Raw genomic sequence first — 20,649 nt, 5'->3', positions numbered from 1 at the left:
CCGGCTGGGTTGCCGAACCAGCCGAGATCTTCGCCGGCTACTACCAGAAGGACGACGAGATACCGGAGTCGTGCCACTGCATCGGCATCTACGGGGGCGAGTATCACCTGATGGAGATGCCGGCCGGTGAGATCTCGGTCTACAACCCCAGTGGCTGGGACAACGCCTCCGGGATGGCGTCGGCACACGAGTTCACCAGCAAAGGCCACGCCGGCGCCGCCGTCGCCCTGCTCGCGGCCGTCGTCAGGGAACTGGAGCCCCTGGACGACATCGAGGACGACGACGCGCGTGAGGCGGTCATCAAGCCGGCGCTCGAAGAGTTCTACGCCTTCGTCGAGGCGCTCCCGGGCGACCTGGACGGTTCCCATTTCTGGAAGAAGGCCGCAGAGGGCCTGGCCGACCGACCACTACGAGACCTGGTGACCGGCCCGACAGGGACCGGCGGACCCTGCGGGTCCGCCGGTCCCTGTCAGCGGGGCGTCCGTGCGGTCCGGCCGCGATCCCTCGGTCCGTCGGGGGGCTCCGGGTGTCGGACCCGCCGCCGGACCGTTCCGCAGTGCTACGGCGTCACGGCATTGCCGCCGAAGGTCACGACGAGCTTGCCGTCCGAGGCGAAGGACCAGTCCATCGCGCCGGAGTACGCGGAGCACGCGGACCCGTTCGAGCCGGTCCAGAACTGGTTGGAACTGTCGGCGTCACCCACGGTCTTGTCGTTCGATCCGTCGTCCTTGCGGCAGGAGACGTTGCCGCGGTACACCGAAGTGCCCTTGTCGAAGGAGAAGTTGCGCTCGGCGTTGTCGATGCCGACGTTGTCCGACACCGTCATCGAGCCCGGGTTGCTGTTGTAGGTGAACCCGTGGTGCCCGTTGTCGTAGGCGATGTTGCGCCGGACGACGTGGTCGACCTCGATGTCGTCGCCGCCGAGCTTGAAGCCGTTGCGGTCGCCGTCCTCGTTCACCGTCCCGTCGGACAGCGTGCCGTTGCTGTAGGAGAGGGAGTCCTCGATGGTCACCGGGCCGATGGGGCCGGTCTCGCTCTTGGTGTAGAGGTCCCAGCCGTCGTCGATGTTGTTGTGGGAGACCGTGTAGCGGAAGACGTTGCCCGGGCCGGAGGTGAGCTTCGAGGCGAAGCCGTCGGCGTCCTCACCGTCGGAGTCCGCGTTGTCGTGCGACTCCGAGCTCAGGATCAGGTTGTTCGCGGGCCATTCGTCGTCGGGGGTGTCGGAGGCGATCCGTGAGATCTGCAGGCCCGAGTCGTGGTTGAAGCGCGTGACGACGTGTTCGACGACGTTGTCGCTGCCGCCGACGAAGATCCCGTTGTCGCCGGCGTGCTCGACGACGATGCCGTCGATGTGCCAGTACGCGCCGTTCACGGCCAGCCCGCGGTTGGCCGGGTCCTCGCTCATGGCGGAGAAGTTCAGGACCGGGCTCTCGCCTGGGTAGGCGGCCAGTGTCGTACGGGCGCTCGCGGTGCCGTCGTTGCCCGGCGGGATGGTGACCGTCTCGGAGTACGCGTAGGTCCCGCCGCGCAGGTAGATCGTCCCACCGGAGGAGACCTGGGCGATCGCCGAGGAGAGCGTGGTCGGGTCGGACTCGGTGCCCGCCGCGTCGTCGCTGCCGTCCGGAGCCACGTACAGCGCGTCCGCGGCCACCGCGGCCGGGGCGGCGACCGCGCTGGTGCCGGTGGCCGTCGCCTCGGGGGCCGACGTGGCCTGCGCCATGGTGCCGGACAGTGCTACGAGCGAGCCGGCCAGCAGGCTGACGCACGCGATGACGGGCTTCTTCTTCTGCATCGTTCGTCTCCAGGTTGGGGGGAGTGACCAGTGGGGGGCCGGAGCGGCGGATCCGGGGGACTCGGTGGGAACCGGGTCGGCGGGCCGAGCGGGATTACGGGGGTCTCCCGTCCTTCAGGACGTCGGCGCGGCGAAGCCATCCGTTCGAGGGTGTGAACGGGGTGGTAGGGCGGCGTCGCACGGGGTACAAGTGGTAAGCGCTTTCCTGGACCGTAGGCTCGTGTCGTGAGCGCGTCAATAGTTCTGTACGTGATTACAGTTCATCGATCTGAACGTTGTAGGGGTGGCTGCACGTATTTCTGGGGTCCGTGGGGTGTTCGGCGGCGGGATCGGGCGTACGCACGAGAGCCGGACCGGTGCGCGGTCCCCCATGAGGTCGATGTCGGATTTCCGCCAGCCCCGCCGCCTCCGGTGCCCGATGCTTGGACCATGCACACCGACACCGAGCGCTGCGTGCGGGCCGTACAGTCCAAGGACGCCCGCTTCGACGGATGGTTCTTCACCGCGGTCCTGACCACCCGGATCTACTGCCGGCCCAGTTGCCCGGTCGTGCCGCCCAAGGCCAGGAACATGACCTTCTACCCCAGTGCCGCCGCCTGCCAGCAGGCCGGATTCCGGGCCTGCAAGCGGTGCCGCCCCGACACCAGCCCCGGCTCCCCGGAGTGGAACGTCCGCGCCGACTCCGTCGCCCGCGCCATGCGTCTCATCCAGGACGGCGTCGTCGACCGGGAAGGCGTCCCGGGGCTCGCCGCCCGGCTCGGCTACTCCGCCCGCCAGATCGAACGCCAGCTCCTCGCCGAGCTCGGCGCCGGACCGCTCGCGCTGGCCCGCTCCCAGCGGGCCCAGACCGCCCGGGTACTCATCGAGACGACCGGGCTCCCCATGGCCGAGGTCGCCTTCGCGGCCGGATTCTCATCCGTCCGCACGTTCAACGACACCGTGCGGGAGGTCTTCGCGCATGCCCCCGGCGAGCTGCGCGCCCGCGCGATACGCGGCACCCGGGCGACGGACGCCGCCCCCGGCGTCATCGCCCTGCGGCTGCCGTACCGTGCCCCCCTCAATCCCAGCAACCTCTTCGGGCACCTGGCCGCGACAGCCGTTCCCGGCGTCGAGGAATGGCGTGAAGGCGCCTACCGCCGCACCCTCACCCTTCCGCACGGACACGGGATCGTGGCGCTGTCACCGCGGGCCGGCCACATCGACTGCCGGCTCTCCCTCACCGACCCCCGCGACCTCACCCAGGCCATCAGCCGCTGCCGCAGACTCCTCGACCTGGACGCCGACCCCGTCGCCGTGGACGGACAACTGCGCGCGGATCCGCTGCTCGCCCCCCTCGTCGACGCGGCTCCCGGACGGCGGGTGCCGCGCACGGTCGACGCGGCGGAGTTCGCCGTGCGCGCGGTGCTCGGCCAGCAGGTCTCCACCGCGGCCGCACGCACCCACGCGGCCCGGCTGGTCCGCGCCCACGGAGTTCCGGTCGAGGACCCCGAGGGCGGCCTGACCCATCTCTTCCCGTCCTCCGCGGCGCTGGCCGGGCTCGACCCCGAGTCGCTCGCCCTGCCGCGCAGCCGCCGCGCCACGCTCACCGGGCTCGTGAGCGCGCTCGCCGACGGGTCCCTGCACCTGGGGGAGGGGGCCGACCGGGAGAGGAGCCGTGCGGAACTGGCCGCGCTGCCCGGCTTCGGCCCCTGGACGGTCGAGATCATCGCCATGCGGGCCCTCGGGGACCCGGACGCCTTCCTCCCCACCGACCTGGGTATCCGCAGATCGGCCGGACAGCTCGGCCTCCCGGCGACCCCCGCGGCCCTCACCGCGCGCGCCGCCCGGTGGAGCCCCTGGCGCGCCTACGCCGTGCAGTACCTGTGGACCGTCGACGACCACCCCATCAACCACCTGCCCGCCTGAGGGCGTGAGGACGAGAACCATGACGACCGCATCCACGGTGACCAGACAGCACACGGTCATCGAAAGCCCGTACGGGGATCTGACCCTGGTCGCGACGGACGGCCTGCTGTCCGGTCTGTACATGACCGGGCAGCGGCACCGCCCGCCCGAGGAGACCTTCGGCGTACCGGACCCGCGGCCCTTCGGGGAGACCGCCCGCCAGCTCGAGGCCTACTTCGCGGGCGAGCTGACGGACTTCGACCTGCCGATGCGTCTGGAGGGCACCGACTTCCAGCGCAACGTCTGGGCCGAGCTCGTACGGATTCCGTACGGGCGGACCCGTTCCTACGGCGAACTGGCCGACCGACTCGGCAAGCCCGGTGCCTCCCGCGCGGTGGGCCTGGCCAACGGCAGGAACCCGGTCGGGATCATCGTTCCCTGCCACCGCGTCATCGGAGCCTCGGGGAGCCTGACCGGGTACGGCGGCGGGCTGGACCGCAAGCAGCGGCTCCTGGCCTTCGAGCGGGGCGCGGAGGACGAGGTGCCCGCCCTGTTCTGACCGGGGGCGGACGGGGCCGGGCACCCGGCCCCGTCACGGGCCCCCGTCGGCTCAGCCCGTGAAGATCTCGACGACCGACCAGATCGCGAGGCCGAGCATGCAGAGACCGCCGATGCGCTGCACCGTCTTCAGCGGCACGCGCTTGGCGATGAAGCGCCCGGCCAGGAGGGCCAGCGCGGACACCGACATCAGGGCGATGGCCGAACCGATCGCCGTCGACCAGGCGCCGTTGCTCGCGGCGAGGTTCGCGGTGGTGATCTGGGTCAGATCGCCCCACTCGCTGATGAAGACCGCCATGAAGGCGGTCGAGTAGACCGGCCAGAAACCGGTGACGGTCCTGACCTCCTCGTCCTCGTCGTCGTCCCCGCCGCCACTGCGCAGCAGCATGAACGCGCCGAACGCGAAGAGGGAGGCCGAGACGAGCTTGACGATCCAGTCGGGCAGCAGGCCGATCAGCCCGCCCGCCCCGACCGCGATGGCGACGTGCACGATGAACGCGGACGACGTTCCGAACCAGACGTAGAGCGGGCGCATGCGCGTGCCCATGGCCAGCGAGGCGAACATGGTCTTGTCGGGGAGCTCCGCGAGGAAGATCAGCCCGAAGGCGGTGAGGATCGCCAGGGGGGCGAGATGCATTCCGGGTGGCCTTCTGTGAGAGCCGGGCCCCGGGCCTTCCGCGAAGTGCCCCAGGGGCTTTTCGGAGGACCACTCGGCCCGGCATGACGGCAGCGCCCGCAGGGCGCGGGCGCGTCATACCTGACCGAAGGTCTCGCCCACCCGTAAGGATCTACGAGCCCGGCCACCGGGAACCCGAGGGCTCCAGTGTGTCGACGACCGGTTTGCGGGGCTACTCCCCTTCGCAGCCGTCAACACTACCCCACCCGGTCCGCCGGGGGCCGGATCGGTACAGTCCTACGGTGATCATCCGCACCGTCCCCGGGAGTGCACCCGCATGAGCCGCCGTCCCCGCAAGACCGCCGCGACCGGGCCCTCCCGCCCCACGGTCAGCGTCTGCCGGGGCTGCTGCTGCGGCACCGGGAAGATCCCCGGAGTGGACCACGCCGGCCAGCTCGCACAGCTGCGGCAGTCCCTCGACGGAGCCGCGACCGTCCGCGCGGTGGAGTGCCTGGACGCGTGCGAGCACGGCAACGTCATCGTCGTACAGCCCTCCGCCGAAGGCCGCCGCGCGGGCGGCCGCCCCGTCTGGCTCGGGCTGGTCAACGACCCGCACGCCGTCGCCGACATCGCCACGTGGGCGGCGGACGGCGGGCCCGGCCTCGCGGACCCGCCGGAGATCCTGGACCTGTACGCCTTCAGCCCCTCGCGCCGCATCCGGGCGGGACTGGACGGCGAAGGGGCGTGACGGACCGGCCACGCCGCGGAACGGGACGAGGAACCGGCTGACCCGCGTGGTGCTGGTGACGGCGCTCGGCGCGCTGCCGGGCGCATACGGATCCGCCCCCGCGCCCCACAGTCGGCCACGCGCGCTTCCGCGGCAGGGGCCGCGCACGGCGGTCCGGAAGAGGAGACCTCAGCCCCGTTCCGCGGACAGCCGCTCCAGCAGTGCGGGCAGTGCCGTCCCGATCGGTTCGCGGACGGTCTCCTCAGCCAGTTCGTCGTAGGGCGTCGGCTCGGCGTTGACGACGACGAGCCGCGCGCCGTGCTCCACGGCGATCCCCGCCAGCGAGGCCGCGGGCTGCACCTGGAGCGTCGTACCCACGGCGATGAACACCTGGCTCGCCTTGGTGATCGCCATCGCCTCGGCGAGCACCCCCGGATCCAGGCGCTCGCCGAACATCACCGTCGCCGGTTTCAGGATCCCGCCGCAGACCGTGCACGGCGGGTCCGCCTCGCCTGCGTCGAGACGGGCCAGCGCGGCCGTCATCGCCGACCGGGCGTGGCACCTGGTGCAGAGCACCTCGCGCGCCGTGCCGTGGAGCTCGACGACCTTGCGGGCGGAGAGCCCCGCCCGCTGGTGCAGGCCGTCGATGTTCTGCGTGAGGACCCGGACCGGGGTACCGGACCGTTCGAGCGCGGCCACCGCGCGATGGGCGGCGTTCGGCTCGGCGCCCCACGCCGCCGCATCGCGGCGCATCAGCCAGGACCGGCGGCGGATCTCCGGATCGGACATGTAGAAGTCGTAGGTGACGAGCTTCTCCGCCTCCGGATCCTTCCGCCAGAGGCCCTGGGGCCCGCGGTAGTCGGGGATGCCGGAGTCCGTGGAGACGCCGGCGCCGCTGAGGATCGCGACGAGAGTCATGGCCCGACCCTACGGACGGCCCGGTCCCACCGCGATGACTTTTCCGCCGGCGCCCCCTAGGGTCCACGCATGGCCACAGTGAACGTCAGTCTGGACGCGGAACTCGTCGTGGAGGTCATGGTGCTCGCGGGTGTCGGAAACCCGCGGGACGCCGTCGAACTCGTCGTGCGCGACTACATCGCGCGCGGCCACCGCACCGAGGCACGGGCCGCCGGGCAGGACGACGCGCGGCGGGAGGCCGACGCCAGGCCGCAGGACCCCCAGGGCTGACCCCTCAGGCCGAAACCCTGACGCCGTCCTCCAGTTCGGCCGCCCCCGCGCCGGAGTCCAGCACCTCCAGCGCCGCTGACACACGCCGCCGGAGGCGATCCGGCAGATAGGCGTCGAGGTCGGCGCGGTCCACCAGCCGCCAGGACAGGAGCTCGTCGTCCTGGATCCGGATCTCGTCGAACCGCTCCCGCTCCAGCACACCACCGTCGTACAGGTACGCGACGATCGGCGGACGGGCCGGACCGCGCACCCAGTCGACCGCGAGGAGCCGGCCCGGCGGCAGGTCGAGACCGATCTCCTCCAGCGTCTCGCGGCGGGCACCCTGCCGGGGGCTCTCGCCGTCACCCGACTCGACGGTGCCGCCGGGAAGCGCCCAGCCCTCCCGGTAGTTCGGCTCGACGAGCAGGATCCGGCCCCGCCCGTCCCTGATCAGAGTGGCGGCCCCGGCCAGCACACGGGGCAGGCCTGCGATGTACGTGGCGTAGTCAGAGGTGGTCACGGAGGCAGCGTAGGCGGCGCGGACGTGGTTTCGGACAGCCATGGGCAGATCAGGGGTGCTCCGGATAGGGTCGGGGCGGCGCGACTGCCTGTTCGAAAGCAAAGGGATACAAGGTGGCGGACGGAGCAGTGATGGAGACCCCCCACGTGCTCGTGGCGGCGGACAAGTTCAAGGGCTCGCTGACGGCCGTACAGGTCGCGGAGCGTGTGACCGCCGGACTGCGGCGCGTCGTCCCCGGGCTACGGGTCGAGACCCTGCCCGTCGCGGACGGTGGCGACGGCACGGTCGCGGCGGCGGTGGCCGCCGGATTCGAGCGCCGCGAGGCGCGGGTGACCGGGCCGCTCGGCACGCCGGTGAACGCGGCGTACGCGGTGCGCGACACCACCGCCGTGGTCGAGATGGCCGAGGCCTCGGGCCTCCAGCACCTGCCCGCGGGGGAGTTCGCCCCGCTCACGGCGACCACGTACGGCTCCGGGGAACTGCTGGCGGCCGCACTCGACGCGGGCGCCCGGACGATCGTGTTCGGGGTCGGCGGCAGCGCCACGACGGACGGTGGCGCGGGCATGCTCGCCGCGCTCGGAGCGCGCTTCCTGGACGGCGACGGCAAACCCGTCGGCCCCGGCGGTGCCGCGCTCGCGGAGCTGGCCGAGGCCGACCTGTCGGGGCTCGACCCCCGGCTCGCCGACATCGACCTGATCCTGGCCAGCGACGTGGACAACCCGCTGACCGGACCGAAGGGCGCCCCGGAGATCTACGGGCGGCAGAAGGGCGCCACCGAGGACGACATCGCGGTCCTCGACGCGGCGCTCGTCCACTACGCGTCCGTGCTGGGGCCCGAGACCGCCGAGCTGCCAGGAGCGGGCGCCGCCGGAGGCATCGGCTACGGCGCGCTCGTCGCACTGGGCGCGCGCTTCCGGCCGGGCATCGAGGTCATGCTCGACGTCCTGGGCTTCGCCCCCGCGCTGGCCCGCGCCACGCTCGTCGTCACCGGTGAGGGTTCGCTCGACGAGCAGACCCTCCACGGCAAGGCCCCGGCCGGCGTCGCCGCCGCGGCGCGCGCCGCCGGTGTGGAGGCCGTCGCCGTGTGCGGACGGCTCGCCCTGCCGGCGGACGCACTGGTGAAGGCGGGCATCACCCGGGCCTACGCCCTGTCGGACCTGGAGCCCGACCCGGCCGTCAGCATGGCGCAGGCAGGCCCCCTGCTGGAACGCGCGGCCGAGGCGATCGCCCGCGACTTCCTGTCCTGACGCACCACGGTGAGGGGGCCGCTGCGGACGCCCCCTCACCCTGGGCCCTCACGGCTGCGGTGCCGTCAGCCTGAACGCGTCCAGCGCCAGCATCATCTCGACCAGCTCGCGCGGCCTCGACAGCGACCGCGAGGTCAGCCGCTCCAGCCGGCGCAGCCGGTTGAGCACGGTGTTGCGGTGGCAGTACAGCCGCCCCGCGGCCCGCCCCGCCGACCCCCCGCACTCCAGCCACGCCTCGAGCGTACGCACCAGCAGTGTCCGGTCGGCCGGGTCCAGCGCCAGCAACGGGCCGAAGACCTCCGCGACCAGCCGGGCCGACAGCTCCGGCTGGCTCGCCACGAGAGCCGTGGGCAGCCGTTCCTCCAGCCGGACGATCTCCGTGGTGCCCGGCGGGCAGGTCAGCAGCGCCGTCTCGGCCAGCCGGAGCGCCGCACCCAGGCCCACCAGACCGTCCGCCACCGGGCCGATTCCGCCGGGGCCCGGGCACCACCGCACCAGCAGGGCCGCGAGCACCGCCGGATCCTGGTCACCCAGGGCGACGACGACCACCTCGCGGTCCGCCCGCCTCCTCCGCAGGAACCTCAGACCCTCCGCCTCCATCGCCACGCCCGCCGGCCCGCCCGGCCGCAGCACCGCCACCGCGTAGCGGCCGCGCTCCGGCAGGCCCAGACAGCGTGCCGCGTGCCCCGCGAGGCCCGGCTCCGACCGGCCCTCCAGCAGGGCGTCGAGCATCGCCCGGCCCTGCTCGTCACTGCGCTGCCGCATGTCTTCGCTCCGTTCCGCAGCCCAGCCGCTCATGGCTGGTGAGGATGCCACCGGCCGCGCCGGGGACGGCAGCGGATCACCTCCCTCTGTGCGCCCGCACAACGGGGTCCGTCGAAGACTGGTCACCCGCAGCGATTGCGCTCGGGGCCGTGGACGGGCGCCGCGCCCACTGCTGGTCTGTGGCACCACAACGACCAGTCGGAAGGAGGAGGACGCATGGCAACGCTCGAGATCCGCGAACTGTCCGTGGGCTACGGCCCGGTACGGGCACTGCGCGACGTCTCCGTCGACGTGCCGGCCGGCGCGATCACCGCTGTACTCGGTGGCAACGGCGCCGGCAAGACCACGCTGCTGCGGGCCGTATCGCGGACCCTCGGCTTCCACCGCGGTACGGGCACGGGCACCATCCGCTTCGACGGCCGCCCCCTGGACGGGCTCCGCCCCGCCCAGGTGGTGGCGGCGGGAGTGATCCAGGTGCCGGAAGGGCGGCAGGTGTTCGCCCGGATGACGGTGGCGGACAATCTGCGGGCGGGCGCCCTCGGAGCCCGCGGCGGCCGCAAGGCGGCGGCCACCGCCCTCCAACGCGTGCACGAGCTCTTCCCGGTGCTCGCCCAGCGCGCGCACCAGCGGGCCGGTCTGCTGTCCGGAGGCGAACAGCAGATGCTGGCGATGGGCCGCGCCCTGATGGCGGCGCCCCGCCTGCTGCTGCTCGACGAGCCGTCCCTCGGCCTCGCACCCCTGATGGCGGCGAAGATCGCCGAGACGATCCAGGAGATCAACGCGGGCGGCACCTCTGTCATGCTCGTCGAGCAGAACGCGGCCATCGCGCTGCGGCTCGCCTCCACCGCGTACGTCCTGGACGTCGGCGAGGTCGCGCTCGACGGGCCGGCCGACGAGCTCGCGGCCTCCGACGAGGTACGCCGCCGCTACCTCGGCGTCGTGGACGAGACGGCCGCCGAGGACGCCGCACAGGCCGAAGGCACCACGCGCACTCTGAGCAGGTGGTCCGCGTGACGACCTCCCCGGCTCCCCTCGCCGTGCGCGACGTGACCGTCCGCTTCGCCGGACTCACCGCCCTCGACGCGGTGTCCTTCACCGTCGAACCGGGCAGCGTGCACGCCGTCATCGGGCCCAACGGCGCGGGCAAGTCCACCACCTTCAACGTGCTCTCCGGCGTCTACCGCGCCACCTCGGGCAGCGTGCACCTGGGGGACACCGAACTCACCGGTCTCGCCCCGCACCGGATCGCCGACCTCGGCGTGGCCCGCACCTTCCAGAACCTGGCCCTGCCACCGCACGCCACCGTCGCCGAGAGCCTGATGCTCGGCCGCCACCGGCTCACCCGCGCCGGGTTCGTGGCCTCCGGGCTGAGGCTGCCGTCCGCCACGCGTGAGGCGCGGCGGCACCTCGAACGCGTGCGGGAGATCGCGGGGTTCATCGGCCTGGAGAAGGAACTCGACTTCCCCGCGGGCGCTCTCCCGTACGGCAAGCAGAAGCTCGTCGAGCTCGGCCGGGCCCTGTGCATGGAGCCCGAGGTACTGCTCCTGGACGAACCCATCGCGGGCATGACCGCCGACGAGCGCCGCCGGACCGCGGCCGTCGTCGCCGGCGTACGCGACAGCCTCGGCATCTCGATCGTCATGGTCGAACACGACATGGGGGTGGTGATGCGGCTCGCGGACGCCGTGACCGTACTCGACTTCGGACGCAGGATCGCGGGTGGCACGCCCGCCGAGGTGCAGAACGACCCGGCCGTCGTGCAGGCCTACCTGGGGGCACAGGAATGACCACCTTCATCGAACTCCTCCTCGGCGGCCTGTCCATCGGCTCGGTCTACGCGCTGATCGCCCTGGGCTTCGTCGTCATCTTCAAGGCGACCGAGGTCGTCAACTTCGCACACGCCTCGCTGCTCCTGGCGGGCGGTTACGTCACCGCCGTGCTCCACGACGACATCGGCTTCTGGCCGGCGCTCGGCGTCGGGATCGCGGGCGCGGCGGTCGTCGGCTCGGCGGTCGAGTTCTTCGTGATGCGCCGCTACCGCGGGAGCGACCAGAGCGTCCTGGCCATCGTCACCATCGGCGTCGACATCCTCCTCACCACCGAGCTGGTCAGGCGCATGGGGACGGACGTCATGGCCCTGGGCGACCCGTGGGGCGACGACGTGGTCACCATCGGGGGCGTCACCCTCGCCGAGACCCGCATCGCGGCGTTCCTCGTCGCGGGGCTGCTGATCACCGTGTTCCTGCTCGCCTTCCGCTTCACCTCGTGGGGCGTGTCGATGCGGGCCGCGGCCGAGAATCCGCAGACCGCCGCCCTGATGGGCATCCGGCTCGGCAGGGTCTCGCTGTCCGCCTGGGCGGTCGCGGGAGCCCTCGCGGCCGTCGCCGCGCTCTTCCTCACGGTGTTCCCGACCCCCGGCCTCGAACGGGCCACCTCGCTCGCCGCACTCAAGGCGTTCCCCGCCGCGATCCTCGGGGGTCTCGACTCGACGACCGGGGCGCTCGTCGGGGGGCTCCTCGTCGGTGTCACCGAGTCACTCGCGACGGGCTACCAGAGCGACCTGTCCTTCCTCGGACGCGGCATCGGCGATCTCGCGCCGTACCTGGTGATGGTGGTCGTCCTGCTCGTCCGGCCGGCGGGACTCTTCGGTACGAAGGAGCTGTCCCGTGTCTGAAGCCACCAAAGCCACCGCGCCCGCCCCCGCAGGGGCCGTGCCCGTCACCGGGACGCCGCTCGCCGGCCGGCTGCGCCGCCCCGCCCCCTACCTCTGGCTGGCCGGCTCGGTCCTGCTCCTCCTGTTCCCGTTCTACCTGGACCGGTTCTGGCTCCAGGCCGGACTGTTCGCGATGGCCGCCGCGATCGGCGCCATCGGGCTCAACCTGCTCACCGGCTCGACCGGCCAGCTGTCCATGGGCCACGCCTTCTTCCTCGCGGTGGGCGCGTACGGCTACTGCATCCTGGCGGGCGAGAGCAGCACGGAGAACGGGCACAGCATCACGGGTCTGGGCCTGCCCACCTGGCTGGCGGCGATCCTGGCCGTGTTGCTGGCCGGCGCCGCGGGCGGGCTCTTCAGCCCCATCGCGGGTCGGCTGAGCGGTGCCTACCTCGGGATCGCCACGCTCGCGCTGATCTTCATCGGCCAGCACGTGCTCTTCAACGCGGAGGCGCTCACCGGCGGCTTCAACGGCCGCCCGGTGCCCCCGCTCTCGCTCTTCGGGTTCACCTTCGACGACGCCGAAGTGGTCGTCGCCGCAGTGCCCTTCCAGTCCTCCGAGAAGCTCTGGTACCTGGCGCTGGCAGCGCTCCTGGTCAGCGGGCTCTTCGCCCGCGGGGTGCTGCGTGGCCGGCCCGGCCGGGCGATGAACGCCATCCGGGACCACCGGATCGCCGCAGGCGTGATGGGTGTGCCGGTCGCCCGGTACCGGGCCGGTGTCTTCGTCCTGTCCTCCATGTACGCGGGCCTCGCGGGCGTCCTGCTCGCGCTGGTCTTCCAGCGGACCGTGCCGGAGTACTTCGGCATGATCCTGTCCCTCGAATACCTCGCCATGATCGTCATCGGCGGGCTGGGCAGCGTCGCGGGAGCCGTCATCGGCGCCGCGTTCGTGTCGCTGCTCCCTCAGGTGCTCACCCACTACAGCGACTCCCTCCCCCTGGTGTCCGCCCCCGGTACGGGCGGCATCGCACCCGGGGAGGCGTCCCGCTATCTGTACGGCGCCGCGGTCGTCGCGGTCGTCCTGTTCCTGCCCGGCGGCATTGCGCGTCTGAAGAATCCAGGGGAGAAGAAGAAATGAAGCTACGTGTTGTCGGAGCCGTCGTCGCGGCTCTCACCCTCACCCTCGCGGGATGCAGCGAGAAGGCGAAGTCGTCGGACGACGGCGCTGCCGACAAGGACGGTGTGAAGGCGGGGAAGGGGGTCACCGACTCCAAGATCACCCTCGGGGCCCTCACCGACATGACCGGGGTGTACGCCTCGCTGGGCAAGAGCGTCACCCAGGCCCAGCAGCTCTGGGTGGAGGAGACCAACAAGGCCGGCGGCATCTGCGACCGGCAGATCGAGCTGACCGTCCGCGACCACGCGTACGACCCCCAGAAGGCGATCGGCGCCTACACCGAGCTGGAACCCGACGTGCTGGGATTCACCCAGTTCATCGGCTCCCCGTTCGTCTCCGCGGTCGAGTCGCGCATCGACGGCCAGGACAAGGGCATCGTCCTGCCGCAGGCATGGTCGGCGAACCTCGTCGGGTCCAAGTACGTCCGCGTCATCGGCGCCACGTACGACGTCGAGACGATCAACCTGATCGACTTCCTGCTCGACGAGAAGCGCATCGCCAAGGGCGACAAGATCGGTCACGTCTACTTCGAGGGCGACTACGGCGAGAACGCCCTGGCCGGCTCGAAGCACGCGGCGAAGGAGGCGGGCCTGACCGTCGTCGAGCAGAAGATCAAGCCGACCGACAACGACATGACCGCCCAGGTCTCCGCGCTCAAGCAGGCCGGAGTGAAGGCGATCGTCATCAGCGCCGGACCGCGTCAGGCGGCCTCGCTGGTGGGCGTGGCCGCCGCCACGGGCTTCGACGTCCCGGTGGTCGGCAACAACTCGGCGTACGCACCGCAGCTCCTGGCCACCCAGGCGGGCGCGGCGCTGCAGAAGGACTACTTCATCGGCTCCTCCACCCTGCCCATCGGTGACCCGGCGGAGGGTCCGGCGAAGCTCTCCAAGGCCTACGCGGCCAAGTACCCGAAGGACGGCCTGGACAACGGGGTCATCGCCGGATACAACGCGGCGACCGTCTTCGGTGAGGCGCTGAAGGCGGCCTGCGAGTCGAAGGACCTGACCCGCGAGGGTGTCGACAAGGCCCTGCTCACCATCAAGGACTTCGGCGGTGACTTCGGGATCTCGCACGACTTCACCGACCCGGCGGCACCGTCCACCAAGGAGACCGTCATCATGAAGCCGGACGCCAAGGCGCCCGGCGGGCTCAAGGTGGTCCGTCCGGCCGAGGTGGCACCCGCCGCCGAGTCCTTCACGCTCAAGCCCTGATCCACCCCGCACAGTGACGGGCCCGGCCGCGAGGCCGGGCCCGTCGTGCGTGATCAGCTGGTGTAGGCCTCCAGTTCGGACAGCTGGCCGGCCGGCCAGCCGCTGTTCGCGGTGAACGTCAGCCGGAGGTACCGGACCGGCGCCCCGGTGAGCGTCACCGTCGCGGTGTTCCCGCTCGACGGGTTGAAGGTGTAACCCGTCTGCGCCTTGAGTGAGTTGTATGTGGAGTTGTCGGTACTGCCCGTGACGCCGATCGTCTGGGTGCGCGTCGCCCAGGCCGCGGCCGGCGGCAGCTTCAGCACCAGCCGCTTGACCGCCTTCGCGGCACCGAGGTCGACGGTGACGGACTGCGGGAAGGCGTTGTTCCGGCTCTCCCAGTAGCTGTTGGCGTTGCCGTCCACCGCGTTCCCCGCGCCGTACACGTCAGCGTGGCTCGTCTCGGTGACCGGGCGGCCCTGGGCGAGGTTGCCGGTCTCCTCGGGCGGGTCTGTCGGGTCCGGCGGGTCGGTCGGGTCCGGCGGGTCGGTGGGCCCGCCGCCTCCGCCCGGAACCCCGCCGTTGGTCCACACCGGGTCGGGCCAGACACCCGTGCAGGCGGGCGGGTCGGCGTACCAGCCCGAGTTGCCGGAACCCTGGGTGATCTGGAAGCCGCTGCCCACGCAGTTGTGGATCGGGTTGGACTGTGCGATGTGCGTGGCGACGACCCTGTTGAAGGAGGCTGTTCCCGGGGACTGGATCTGCAGGGCGTACGTGCCGGCGCCGTCGATCTTGATGTTGTCGAAGTGCAGCCCGTTGCTCGCGCCCTCGATCAGGTGGATCGCCGCGTAGGAGCTGTCCAGGACCTCGCTGTCGGTGATGTTGATCGTGGCGTTGCTGATCGGCTCGTTGAGTCCGCTGAACCAGATCGCACCGACGCCGAAGCGCCAGTTGAAGTCGTTGTTCCCGGTCCGGATCAGGGTGTTGCGAGCAGCGGTGTGCGTACCCGAGACGGCCGTCCCCCGGCCCGAGTTGACGCCCGGGTAGCGGTTGGCGATGTGCAGCCCGCCGCCGTTGGTGATGGTGTCCGACATGACGTTGTCGGAGATCGTGATGTCCTTGCCGCCGTACGTGACGATGTTGTTGGCGAGGATCGGCAGGGTCACCGTGTTGAACGTGAACTTGTTCTTCACGTTCGGGACGTTCTCCGCCCACATGGCCAGACCGTCGTCGCCGGTGTTGCGGACGAACGTGTTGGTCACCGTGGAGTTCGTGACGCCGTAGTGGAAGTTCACACCGTCGGCGGTCTGGTCCAGGATGCGGCTGTTCCTGATGGTGAAGTTGTCCATCGGGCCGTCCATCCAGGCGCCGCACTTGGTGTGCTGCATCCAGACGTTGTCGACGAGGGAGTTGGACATGGCTCCGCCGATGGCGTTGACCTGGTCGTTGTCCTCGCGCTCACGGATGTCGCCGATGATGGCGAAGTCCTTGAGGGTGACGTTGCTGCTGCCTCCCTGGGCCGCGTACTTCCCGTACACCCCGACCGCCTTGCTCCGGTCCGTGGGGTGACGTCCGGTCAGCACGCTGTACCAGGGACCGGCGCCGCGCAGGGTCACCTTGTCGACGACGATGTGGTCCTGGACCTTGAAGGTGCCCTGGGGGATGTACACCTCCTTGCCCTGGGTGCGGCCCGCGTCGACCGCGGCCTGGATCTTCGCCGTGGAGTCCGCCCCGCCCGTCGGGTCGGCACCGAAGTCGCTCACCACGTCCAGGGCGCCCGAGGGCCTGCCGACCGGAGCGCCGACCTGCTCGAAGTCCGCCAGGTCGATGGTGAACGACGGTGAGGCGGCGGTGGAGGCCACCTGGAGCCGGACCTTCGTCCCGGCGGCCAGGGTGGACCCGAACATGGTCCGCGTCTCGTCGTAGAAGTGGTGCGGGTCGGTGTCGCCCGGGTTGTTGTTGAAGGGGTAACCCCCGTAGTACCAGCCGTACTTCGATGTGACGGGCACGCTCTTGAGCGGACTGCCGTTGACCCGCAGGTCGAGGGAGGCGTCCCGGCCCGTCCCGGCCGCGTTGTCCGGCAGCGAGTAGCGGAAGGTCATCGCGTTCGCGGGGGCCGTGAGCGTGAACTCGACGTACTCACCGGCGGCGTCGAGCGTGACGGCCTGCCGGCCCGACGCCTCGGACGGCAGGGTGCCGTAGAGGCGGTTCGGGCCGATCAGGGTGCCGTTGGTGGCGGCGTACTCGGCCTCCTGTTCCTTGAACGGGACCGTGGCGCCCCGACCGGATATCCCGACGGGGGAGGGCGCGGGAACCGCGGCTGCCTGTGCGGGGGGAGCGCCGGCCAGCACGAACGCCGCGGCGGTACCGGCGGCGGTGAGGGCGAGGGAGAGGGATGCGGAGAGGGAGCGTCTGAGGAGTCGTGGTCCAGGCGGTGGTGGGGTCACGTGTGAGTCGTCCTTGCGGCTCGAGGGGCACTTCGGACGCCCCACAGGCTAGGAGCACGTCAGTAAAGAAGTCCACGGTCCTGCGCAAGATTTCGTCTGCATCGCTCAAATAAATGACTCAAGTGCGGGAATAGCGAGCGGTCGTGGTGGGCATACGTCTTCAAGAAGTGAACGTTGTCATGTCCATTGACAGTCGTTCCGTGGTCCTGGCTTCATGTGAACAAGGAGGTGGGAGCGCTCCCACCCGTCGTGCCCGCCTCACCCCCATGAAAGGCGACAACGGATGAAGCCACGGACGAGAAGACGACTGGGCAGGGCGCTCGCCGCCGCCGTCACCGCGACCGCACTGCTGATGACGCTGTCCGGCCCGGTCGCCGCGCAGCCGGCACAGGCAGCTCAGGTGTCCCGGCCGCCGGCCGCGGCGCCCGCGGCCGGCACCGGCACCGACTGGCTGCACACCGAGGGCAACCGGATCGTCGACGCGCAGGGCAACCGGGTCTGGCTCACCGGGGTCAACTGGTTCGGCTTCAACGCGACGGAGCGGGTCTTCCACGGGCTCTGGTCGGCCAACCTGGACACGGTCACCCGGCAGATGGCGGAGCGAGGCATCAACATCGTCCGTGTGCCCATCTCCACCCAGCTCCTGCTGGAGTGGAAGAACGGTCAGGCCGCGGCCTCCAGCGCGGTCAACACCTGGGCCAACCCCGAACTCGCGGGCAAGACGACCCTGGGGGTCTTCGACGCCTTCCTCGGGGTGGCCGAGAAGTACGGCATCAAGGTCATGCTGGACGTGCACAGCGCCGAGGCCGACAACTCCGGCCATGTGCACCCGGTCTGGTGGAAGGGCTCGATCACCCCCGAGCAGTTCTACACCGCCTGGGAGTGGGTGACCGAGCGCTACAGGAGCAACGACACGCTCGTGGCGATGGACGTCAAGAACGAGCCGCACGGCAAGCAGTCCGACAGCCCTCGCGCCAAGTGGGACGGGTCCACGGACCAGGACAACTTCAAGCACACCTGCCAGACCGCGGGCAAGCGGATCCTCGCGATCAACCCGCAGGTCCTCGTCCTGTGCGAAGGCATCGAGATCTACCCCAAGGACGGCGCGAACTGGTCCTCCACCTCGGCGGCCGACTACCACGGCATGTGGTGGGGCGGGAACCTGCGAGGCGCGAAGGACCACCCGGTCGACCTCGGCGCGCAGCAGGACCAGCTGGTCTACTCCCCGCACGACTACGGGCCGTCGGTCTACCAGCAGCCCTGGTTCCAGGGCGAGTGGAACCGCACGACGCTGGAACGCGACGTCTGGGACCCCAACTGGCTCTACCTGCACAAGGACGGCACCGCGCCGCTGTTCATCGGTGAGTGGGGCGGCCACCTCGACAACGGCCCGAACCAGAAGTGGATGACCGCCCTGCGGGATCTGATCGTGGACAACGGCATCCACCAGACCTTCTGGTGCCTCAACCCCAACTCCGGTGACACCGGCGGCCTGCTGGGCTACGACTGGGCCACCTGGGACGAGGCGAAGTACGCGGTGCTCAAGCCCGCGCTCTGGCAGTCGGGCGGGAAGTTCGTCAGCCTCGACCACGAGGTCAGGCTGGGCGGCGCGGCCAGTGCCACCGGCATCAGCCTGGGCGACCTCTACGGCGGCTGACTCCGCCGCATCACCCCTCGACGTCCTGGGGTGCCGATGAACCCACCGCCTCGGCACCTCAGGACCCTCCACCCCCGCATCCGGCCGTCAGTGCTCCCGCCGCAGGGCGTTGATGAGGAGCAGGGCGATGTCGTCGGTGCCGGGCGTGGCCCGCTTCGCGTACCGCACGAGCGTGTCGGCGACGGACTCCATGTCCTGTTCGAGGGCGAGGGCGAAGTGCGCGGCCAGCTCGGCGGTCGCGTCGTCGAACGCCACCCCCGGTGCCTCCACCAGCCCGTCGGTGAACAGGGCGAGTGCCCCACCGGGAGGGAGCGGCACATCGGTCGTCGGGTAGCGCGACGCGGGATCGATGCCGAGGAGGAGGCCGGGCGGCAGATCGAGGACCTCGGTCTGCCCGTCCGGCTGCCGCAGCAGCGGCGGGGGATGGCCGGCGGTGGCCATCCGTGCGCTGTGCCCGGCGAGGTCGAGGTGGATGTAGAGACAGCTGGTGAACAGTCCCGGGTCGAGATCGGTGAGCAGGCGGTTGGTGCGGGCCAGGACCTCGTCGGGCGGTGCCCCCGCGGACGCGTGCACGGCGGTGCGGACCTGGCCCATGAGCGCGGCGGCGTTCTCGTTGTGGCCCTGCACGTCGCCGATGGCCGCGGCGGCCGTGGTCCCGTCCAGCCGGATGAGGTCGTAGAAGTCCCCGCCGATGCCCATGCCCCGGGTCGACGGGAGGTAGCGGGCCGCCACGTCCAGTCCGTCGATGCGGGGCAGGGTCTGGGGCAGCAGATGGGCCTGCAGGCTGTGGGCGAGGCGGTCCTTGGTGTCGTAGAGCCGGGCGCGGTCCAGGGCCTGGGCGAGCAGCCCCGCGATCGACGTCAGCAGCGCGCGTTCCTCGGGTTCGAAGGGGTGCGGACGGTCGTAGGCGAGGACCAGCGAGCCCACCGGGTGCCCGGAGACGATCAGCGGGAGGAAGGCGCAGGCGGCGACGGCGTTGCGCAGCCCCGCCGAGGGATAGGCGCGCTCCAGCTCGGTGAAGGTGGGGTAGAACTCGGGAATGCCCGTCGTCAGCACCTGTGCGGCGGGGGTCGCCGACGTCAGCGGGGCGCCGTCGAAGCGGTCCATGAGCGCGGGATGGGTGCCGCGACGGCCCTCGACCCTCAGCCGCCCCTCCGCGGAGGTCATGACGACGAGCGTCTGGATACGGAAGGCCGGCATCAGCTGGTCGCCCGCCAGGCCGATCACGTCCTGGGTGCCGACGGCCTCGGTGAGCGTCGCCGCGAGATGCATCAGGTGGTAGAGGGCGGTGGCCCGGCTGGGGACGTCCGAGGTCGGCGGGAGCCGGGGCGGCGGAGCTTCCGCGGGGCCGGGCCGCGGGATGGACAGGATCCGGACGCTGATCCCGGTGGCGCTCGGGAACAGATGGAAGGCCAGCCACCGGTCCGGTGGCCGCAACACGGTGAACGACGTCTGCTGGCGGCCGATGACGGCGGCACGGTAGTAGTCCTCGACGACCGGGTTGTTCAGCCACGGGAGCGACTCCCAGGGCAGGGTGCCCAGCACCTCCCCGGCGCCTGCGCCCAGGAGGGCCGCGGCGTCGTCGTTGAGGTAGGTGACCCTCCCGTCGAGGGCCAGGGCGCAGCTCCCGCCGGGCAGCCGGTGGACGAATTCCGCCGCGGCGGCGGCCTCGGAGGGCTCGGGGCGGGGCGGCTCGGGTGGGAGCAGCACGCGCGGCTGGCTCCCCGGCCGGACCGGGTAGCCGCTGCCCTCGGCCTGCTGGAGGAGCATCCCGATGCCGTGGCACCCGCCGGTCATGGCGGCCCGCTCCGCGGCGGACAGCTCCGAGGAGTGGGAGCCCGGCCACATCAGCACGAGGCCGCCCCGGTCGGTGGTGCCCGTCCGGATGGGAGCGGCGCCCATCGCGAACTGGTACGGCAGGACGAGCGCGGGGCGCGGGTACCGGCGGGCCAGTTCCTCCTGGCTGCCGAGCCAGATCAGGCAGCGCAGGCGTACGGCGTCGGCCACGGGGATCGGAGCCGACAGCGGCACCCGGGTCCAGGGGGCGGCCAGCTGGGCCGGCACCCCGACGAGCACGGCCAGGTGCAGGGTGCCGTCGCGCTCCGACTGGAGGTACAGCATCGCCACGGACGCGCCGGTCTCCCGCACGACGTGGGCCACGGCGCTGTCCAGCAGCTCCGTGCCCGAACCCGTGGCGGCGACAGACTCTGCGCGGTCCTGCACGCTCTCCAGCGTCCCCCGCGACGAGCGGC

At 71.4% G+C, this 20,649-nt stretch carries 18 protein-coding genes; 11 read left to right on the top strand and 7 right to left on the bottom strand.

All coding sequences use genetic code 11. The annotated features are described in order from the left end of the window. Positions 1 to 559: 559 nt before the first annotated feature. Entirely contained in the window at positions 560 to 1,792 is a 1,233-nt protein-coding gene (locus ACIRJR_RS17490; protein WP_403780851.1) for a right-handed parallel beta-helix repeat-containing protein, read from the bottom strand. A gap of 429 nt (positions 1,793 to 2,221) precedes the next feature. Here ACIRJR_RS17490 and ACIRJR_RS17485 point away from each other — a divergent pair, with 429 nt between their 5' ends. After that, entirely contained in the window at positions 2,222 to 3,697 is a 1,476-nt protein-coding gene (locus tag ACIRJR_RS17485) for an AlkA N-terminal domain-containing protein (RefSeq protein ID WP_403780848.1), read from the top strand. Between the two features lie 19 nt (positions 3,698 to 3,716). Beyond that, the gene (locus ACIRJR_RS17480; RefSeq protein WP_403780845.1) at positions 3,717 to 4,235 is read left to right on the top strand and encodes a methylated-DNA--[protein]-cysteine S-methyltransferase; all 519 of its coding nucleotides are present in this window, start codon (positions 3,717 to 3,719) and stop codon (positions 4,233 to 4,235) included. Between the two features lie 51 nt (positions 4,236 to 4,286). On the opposite strand, the gene ACIRJR_RS17475 is transcribed toward ACIRJR_RS17480, so the two are convergent. After that, positions 4,287 to 4,871 carry a TMEM165/GDT1 family protein gene (locus ACIRJR_RS17475; protein WP_403780842.1) on the bottom strand — a complete coding sequence of 195 codons (585 nt, stop codon included), beginning with the start codon at positions 4,869 to 4,871 and terminating at the stop codon, positions 4,287 to 4,289. Positions 4,872 to 5,187: 316 nt separating this feature from the next. Here ACIRJR_RS17475 and ACIRJR_RS17470 point away from each other — a divergent pair, with 316 nt between their 5' ends. Continuing rightward, the gene (locus ACIRJR_RS17470; protein ID WP_403780839.1) at positions 5,188 to 5,598 is read left to right on the top strand and encodes a (2Fe-2S) ferredoxin domain-containing protein; all 411 of its coding nucleotides are present in this window, start codon (positions 5,188 to 5,190) and stop codon (positions 5,596 to 5,598) included. Between the two features lie 168 nt (positions 5,599 to 5,766). Here the strand turns inward: ACIRJR_RS17470 and ACIRJR_RS17465 are convergent, their stop codons facing one another. Next, positions 5,767 to 6,495, bottom strand: coding sequence for an SIR2 family NAD-dependent protein deacylase (locus tag ACIRJR_RS17465; RefSeq protein ID WP_403780836.1), 729 nt, complete (start codon positions 6,493 to 6,495; stop codon positions 5,767 to 5,769). Between the two features lie 69 nt (positions 6,496 to 6,564). Between ACIRJR_RS17465 and ACIRJR_RS17460 the strand changes: the two genes are divergently transcribed. Next, on the top strand, positions 6,565 to 6,765 hold the full coding sequence (locus ACIRJR_RS17460; protein ID WP_403780833.1) for a type II toxin-antitoxin system VapB family antitoxin: 201 nt from the start codon (positions 6,565 to 6,567) through the stop codon (positions 6,763 to 6,765). 4 nt (positions 6,766 to 6,769) lie between these two features. Here the strand turns inward: ACIRJR_RS17460 and ACIRJR_RS17455 are convergent, their stop codons facing one another. Then, complete coding sequence (locus tag ACIRJR_RS17455; RefSeq protein WP_403780830.1) at positions 6,770 to 7,264, bottom strand: NUDIX domain-containing protein; 495 nt, start codon at positions 7,262 to 7,264, stop codon at positions 6,770 to 6,772. A gap of 131 nt (positions 7,265 to 7,395) precedes the next feature. Here ACIRJR_RS17455 and ACIRJR_RS17450 point away from each other — a divergent pair, with 131 nt between their 5' ends. Then, a complete protein-coding gene (locus tag ACIRJR_RS17450) occupies positions 7,396 to 8,511 on the top strand; it encodes a glycerate kinase (RefSeq protein ID WP_403780827.1) in 1,116 nt (371 codons plus the stop codon). A gap of 48 nt (positions 8,512 to 8,559) precedes the next feature. Here ACIRJR_RS17450 and ACIRJR_RS17445 read toward each other — a convergent pair whose 3' ends face one another. After that, positions 8,560 to 9,276: a PucR family transcriptional regulator gene (locus ACIRJR_RS17445; RefSeq protein WP_403780824.1), complete on the bottom strand. Its 717-nt coding sequence runs from the start codon at positions 9,274 to 9,276 to the stop codon at positions 8,560 to 8,562. 216 nt (positions 9,277 to 9,492) lie between these two features. Here ACIRJR_RS17445 and ACIRJR_RS17440 point away from each other — a divergent pair, with 216 nt between their 5' ends. From ACIRJR_RS17440 to ACIRJR_RS17420, 5 genes are read left to right on the top strand one after another with little or no spacing between them, the layout of a single operon-like run. Further along, positions 9,493 to 10,290 carry an ABC transporter ATP-binding protein gene (locus tag ACIRJR_RS17440; RefSeq protein WP_403780821.1) on the top strand — a complete coding sequence of 266 codons (798 nt, stop codon included), beginning with the start codon at positions 9,493 to 9,495 and terminating at the stop codon, positions 10,288 to 10,290. Then, positions 10,278 to 11,063, top strand: coding sequence for an ABC transporter ATP-binding protein (locus ACIRJR_RS17435; RefSeq protein WP_403780818.1), 786 nt, complete (start codon positions 10,278 to 10,280; stop codon positions 11,061 to 11,063). The genes ACIRJR_RS17440 and ACIRJR_RS17435 overlap by 13 nt, the downstream gene beginning before the upstream one ends. Further along, the gene (locus ACIRJR_RS17430) at positions 11,060 to 11,950 is read left to right on the top strand and encodes a branched-chain amino acid ABC transporter permease (protein WP_403780815.1); all 891 of its coding nucleotides are present in this window, start codon (positions 11,060 to 11,062) and stop codon (positions 11,948 to 11,950) included. Before ACIRJR_RS17435 ends, ACIRJR_RS17430 begins: the two co-directional genes overlap by 4 nt. Next, on the top strand, positions 11,943 to 13,067 hold the full coding sequence (locus tag ACIRJR_RS17425) for a branched-chain amino acid ABC transporter permease (protein ID WP_403780812.1): 1,125 nt from the start codon (positions 11,943 to 11,945) through the stop codon (positions 13,065 to 13,067). The genes ACIRJR_RS17430 and ACIRJR_RS17425 overlap by 8 nt, the downstream gene beginning before the upstream one ends. Continuing rightward, positions 13,064 to 14,317, top strand: a complete 1,254-nt coding sequence (locus ACIRJR_RS17420) for an ABC transporter substrate-binding protein (protein WP_403780809.1) — start codon at positions 13,064 to 13,066, stop codon at positions 14,315 to 14,317. The genes ACIRJR_RS17425 and ACIRJR_RS17420 overlap by 4 nt, the downstream gene beginning before the upstream one ends. 53 nt (positions 14,318 to 14,370) lie before the next feature. Here the strand turns inward: ACIRJR_RS17420 and ACIRJR_RS17415 are convergent, their stop codons facing one another. Continuing rightward, positions 14,371 to 16,740 (bottom strand): discoidin domain-containing protein, encoded by a 2,370-nt coding sequence (locus tag ACIRJR_RS17415; RefSeq protein ID WP_403780806.1) that lies wholly within the window; start codon positions 16,738 to 16,740, stop codon positions 14,371 to 14,373. Positions 16,741 to 17,023: 283 nt separating this feature from the next. On the opposite strand from ACIRJR_RS17415, the gene ACIRJR_RS17410 reads away from it, so the two are divergent. Next, on the top strand, positions 17,024 to 18,397 hold the full coding sequence (locus ACIRJR_RS17410; protein ID WP_403780803.1) for a glycoside hydrolase family 5 protein: 1,374 nt from the start codon (positions 17,024 to 17,026) through the stop codon (positions 18,395 to 18,397). Between the two features lie 87 nt (positions 18,398 to 18,484). Here the strand turns inward: ACIRJR_RS17410 and ACIRJR_RS17405 are convergent, their stop codons facing one another. Beyond that, positions 18,485 to 20,620 (bottom strand): SpoIIE family protein phosphatase, encoded by a 2,136-nt coding sequence (locus tag ACIRJR_RS17405; RefSeq protein WP_403780800.1) that lies wholly within the window; start codon positions 20,618 to 20,620, stop codon positions 18,485 to 18,487. Positions 20,621 to 20,649 lie beyond the last annotated feature (29 nt).

The organism is Streptomyces sp. NPDC102402 (assembly GCF_044765765.1).
Lineage (GTDB): Bacteria > Actinomycetota > Actinomycetes > Streptomycetales > Streptomycetaceae > Streptomyces.
This window is presented reverse-complemented; position numbering and strand designations above follow the sequence as displayed.

Bases quoted from the DNA above. Each gene is read 5' to 3' on its own strand.
- ACIRJR_RS17490 (WP_403780851.1), bottom strand. From the start codon at position 1,792: ATGCAGAAGAAGAAGCCCGTCATCGCGTGCGTCAGCCTGCTGGCCGGC.
- ACIRJR_RS17485 (WP_403780848.1), top strand. From the start codon at position 2,222: ATGCACACCGACACCGAGCGCTGCGTGCGGGCCGTACAGTCCAAGGAC.
- ACIRJR_RS17480 (WP_403780845.1), top strand. From the start codon at position 3,717: ATGACGACCGCATCCACGGTGACCAGACAGCACACGGTCATCGAAAGC.
- ACIRJR_RS17475 (WP_403780842.1), bottom strand. From the start codon at position 4,871: ATGCATCTCGCCCCCCTGGCGATCCTCACCGCCTTCGGGCTGATCTTC.
- ACIRJR_RS17470 (WP_403780839.1), top strand. From the start codon at position 5,188: ATGAGCCGCCGTCCCCGCAAGACCGCCGCGACCGGGCCCTCCCGCCCC.
- ACIRJR_RS17465 (WP_403780836.1), bottom strand. From the start codon at position 6,495: ATGACTCTCGTCGCGATCCTCAGCGGCGCCGGCGTCTCCACGGACTCC.
- ACIRJR_RS17460 (WP_403780833.1), top strand. From the start codon at position 6,565: ATGGCCACAGTGAACGTCAGTCTGGACGCGGAACTCGTCGTGGAGGTC.
- ACIRJR_RS17450 (WP_403780827.1), top strand. From the start codon at position 7,396: ATGGAGACCCCCCACGTGCTCGTGGCGGCGGACAAGTTCAAGGGCTCG.
- ACIRJR_RS17445 (WP_403780824.1), bottom strand. From the start codon at position 9,276: ATGCGGCAGCGCAGTGACGAGCAGGGCCGGGCGATGCTCGACGCCCTG.
- ACIRJR_RS17440 (WP_403780821.1), top strand. From the start codon at position 9,493: ATGGCAACGCTCGAGATCCGCGAACTGTCCGTGGGCTACGGCCCGGTA.
- ACIRJR_RS17430 (WP_403780815.1), top strand. From the start codon at position 11,060: ATGACCACCTTCATCGAACTCCTCCTCGGCGGCCTGTCCATCGGCTCG.
- ACIRJR_RS17420 (WP_403780809.1), top strand. From the start codon at position 13,064: ATGAAGCTACGTGTTGTCGGAGCCGTCGTCGCGGCTCTCACCCTCACC.
- ACIRJR_RS17410 (WP_403780803.1), top strand. From the start codon at position 17,024: ATGAAGCCACGGACGAGAAGACGACTGGGCAGGGCGCTCGCCGCCGCC.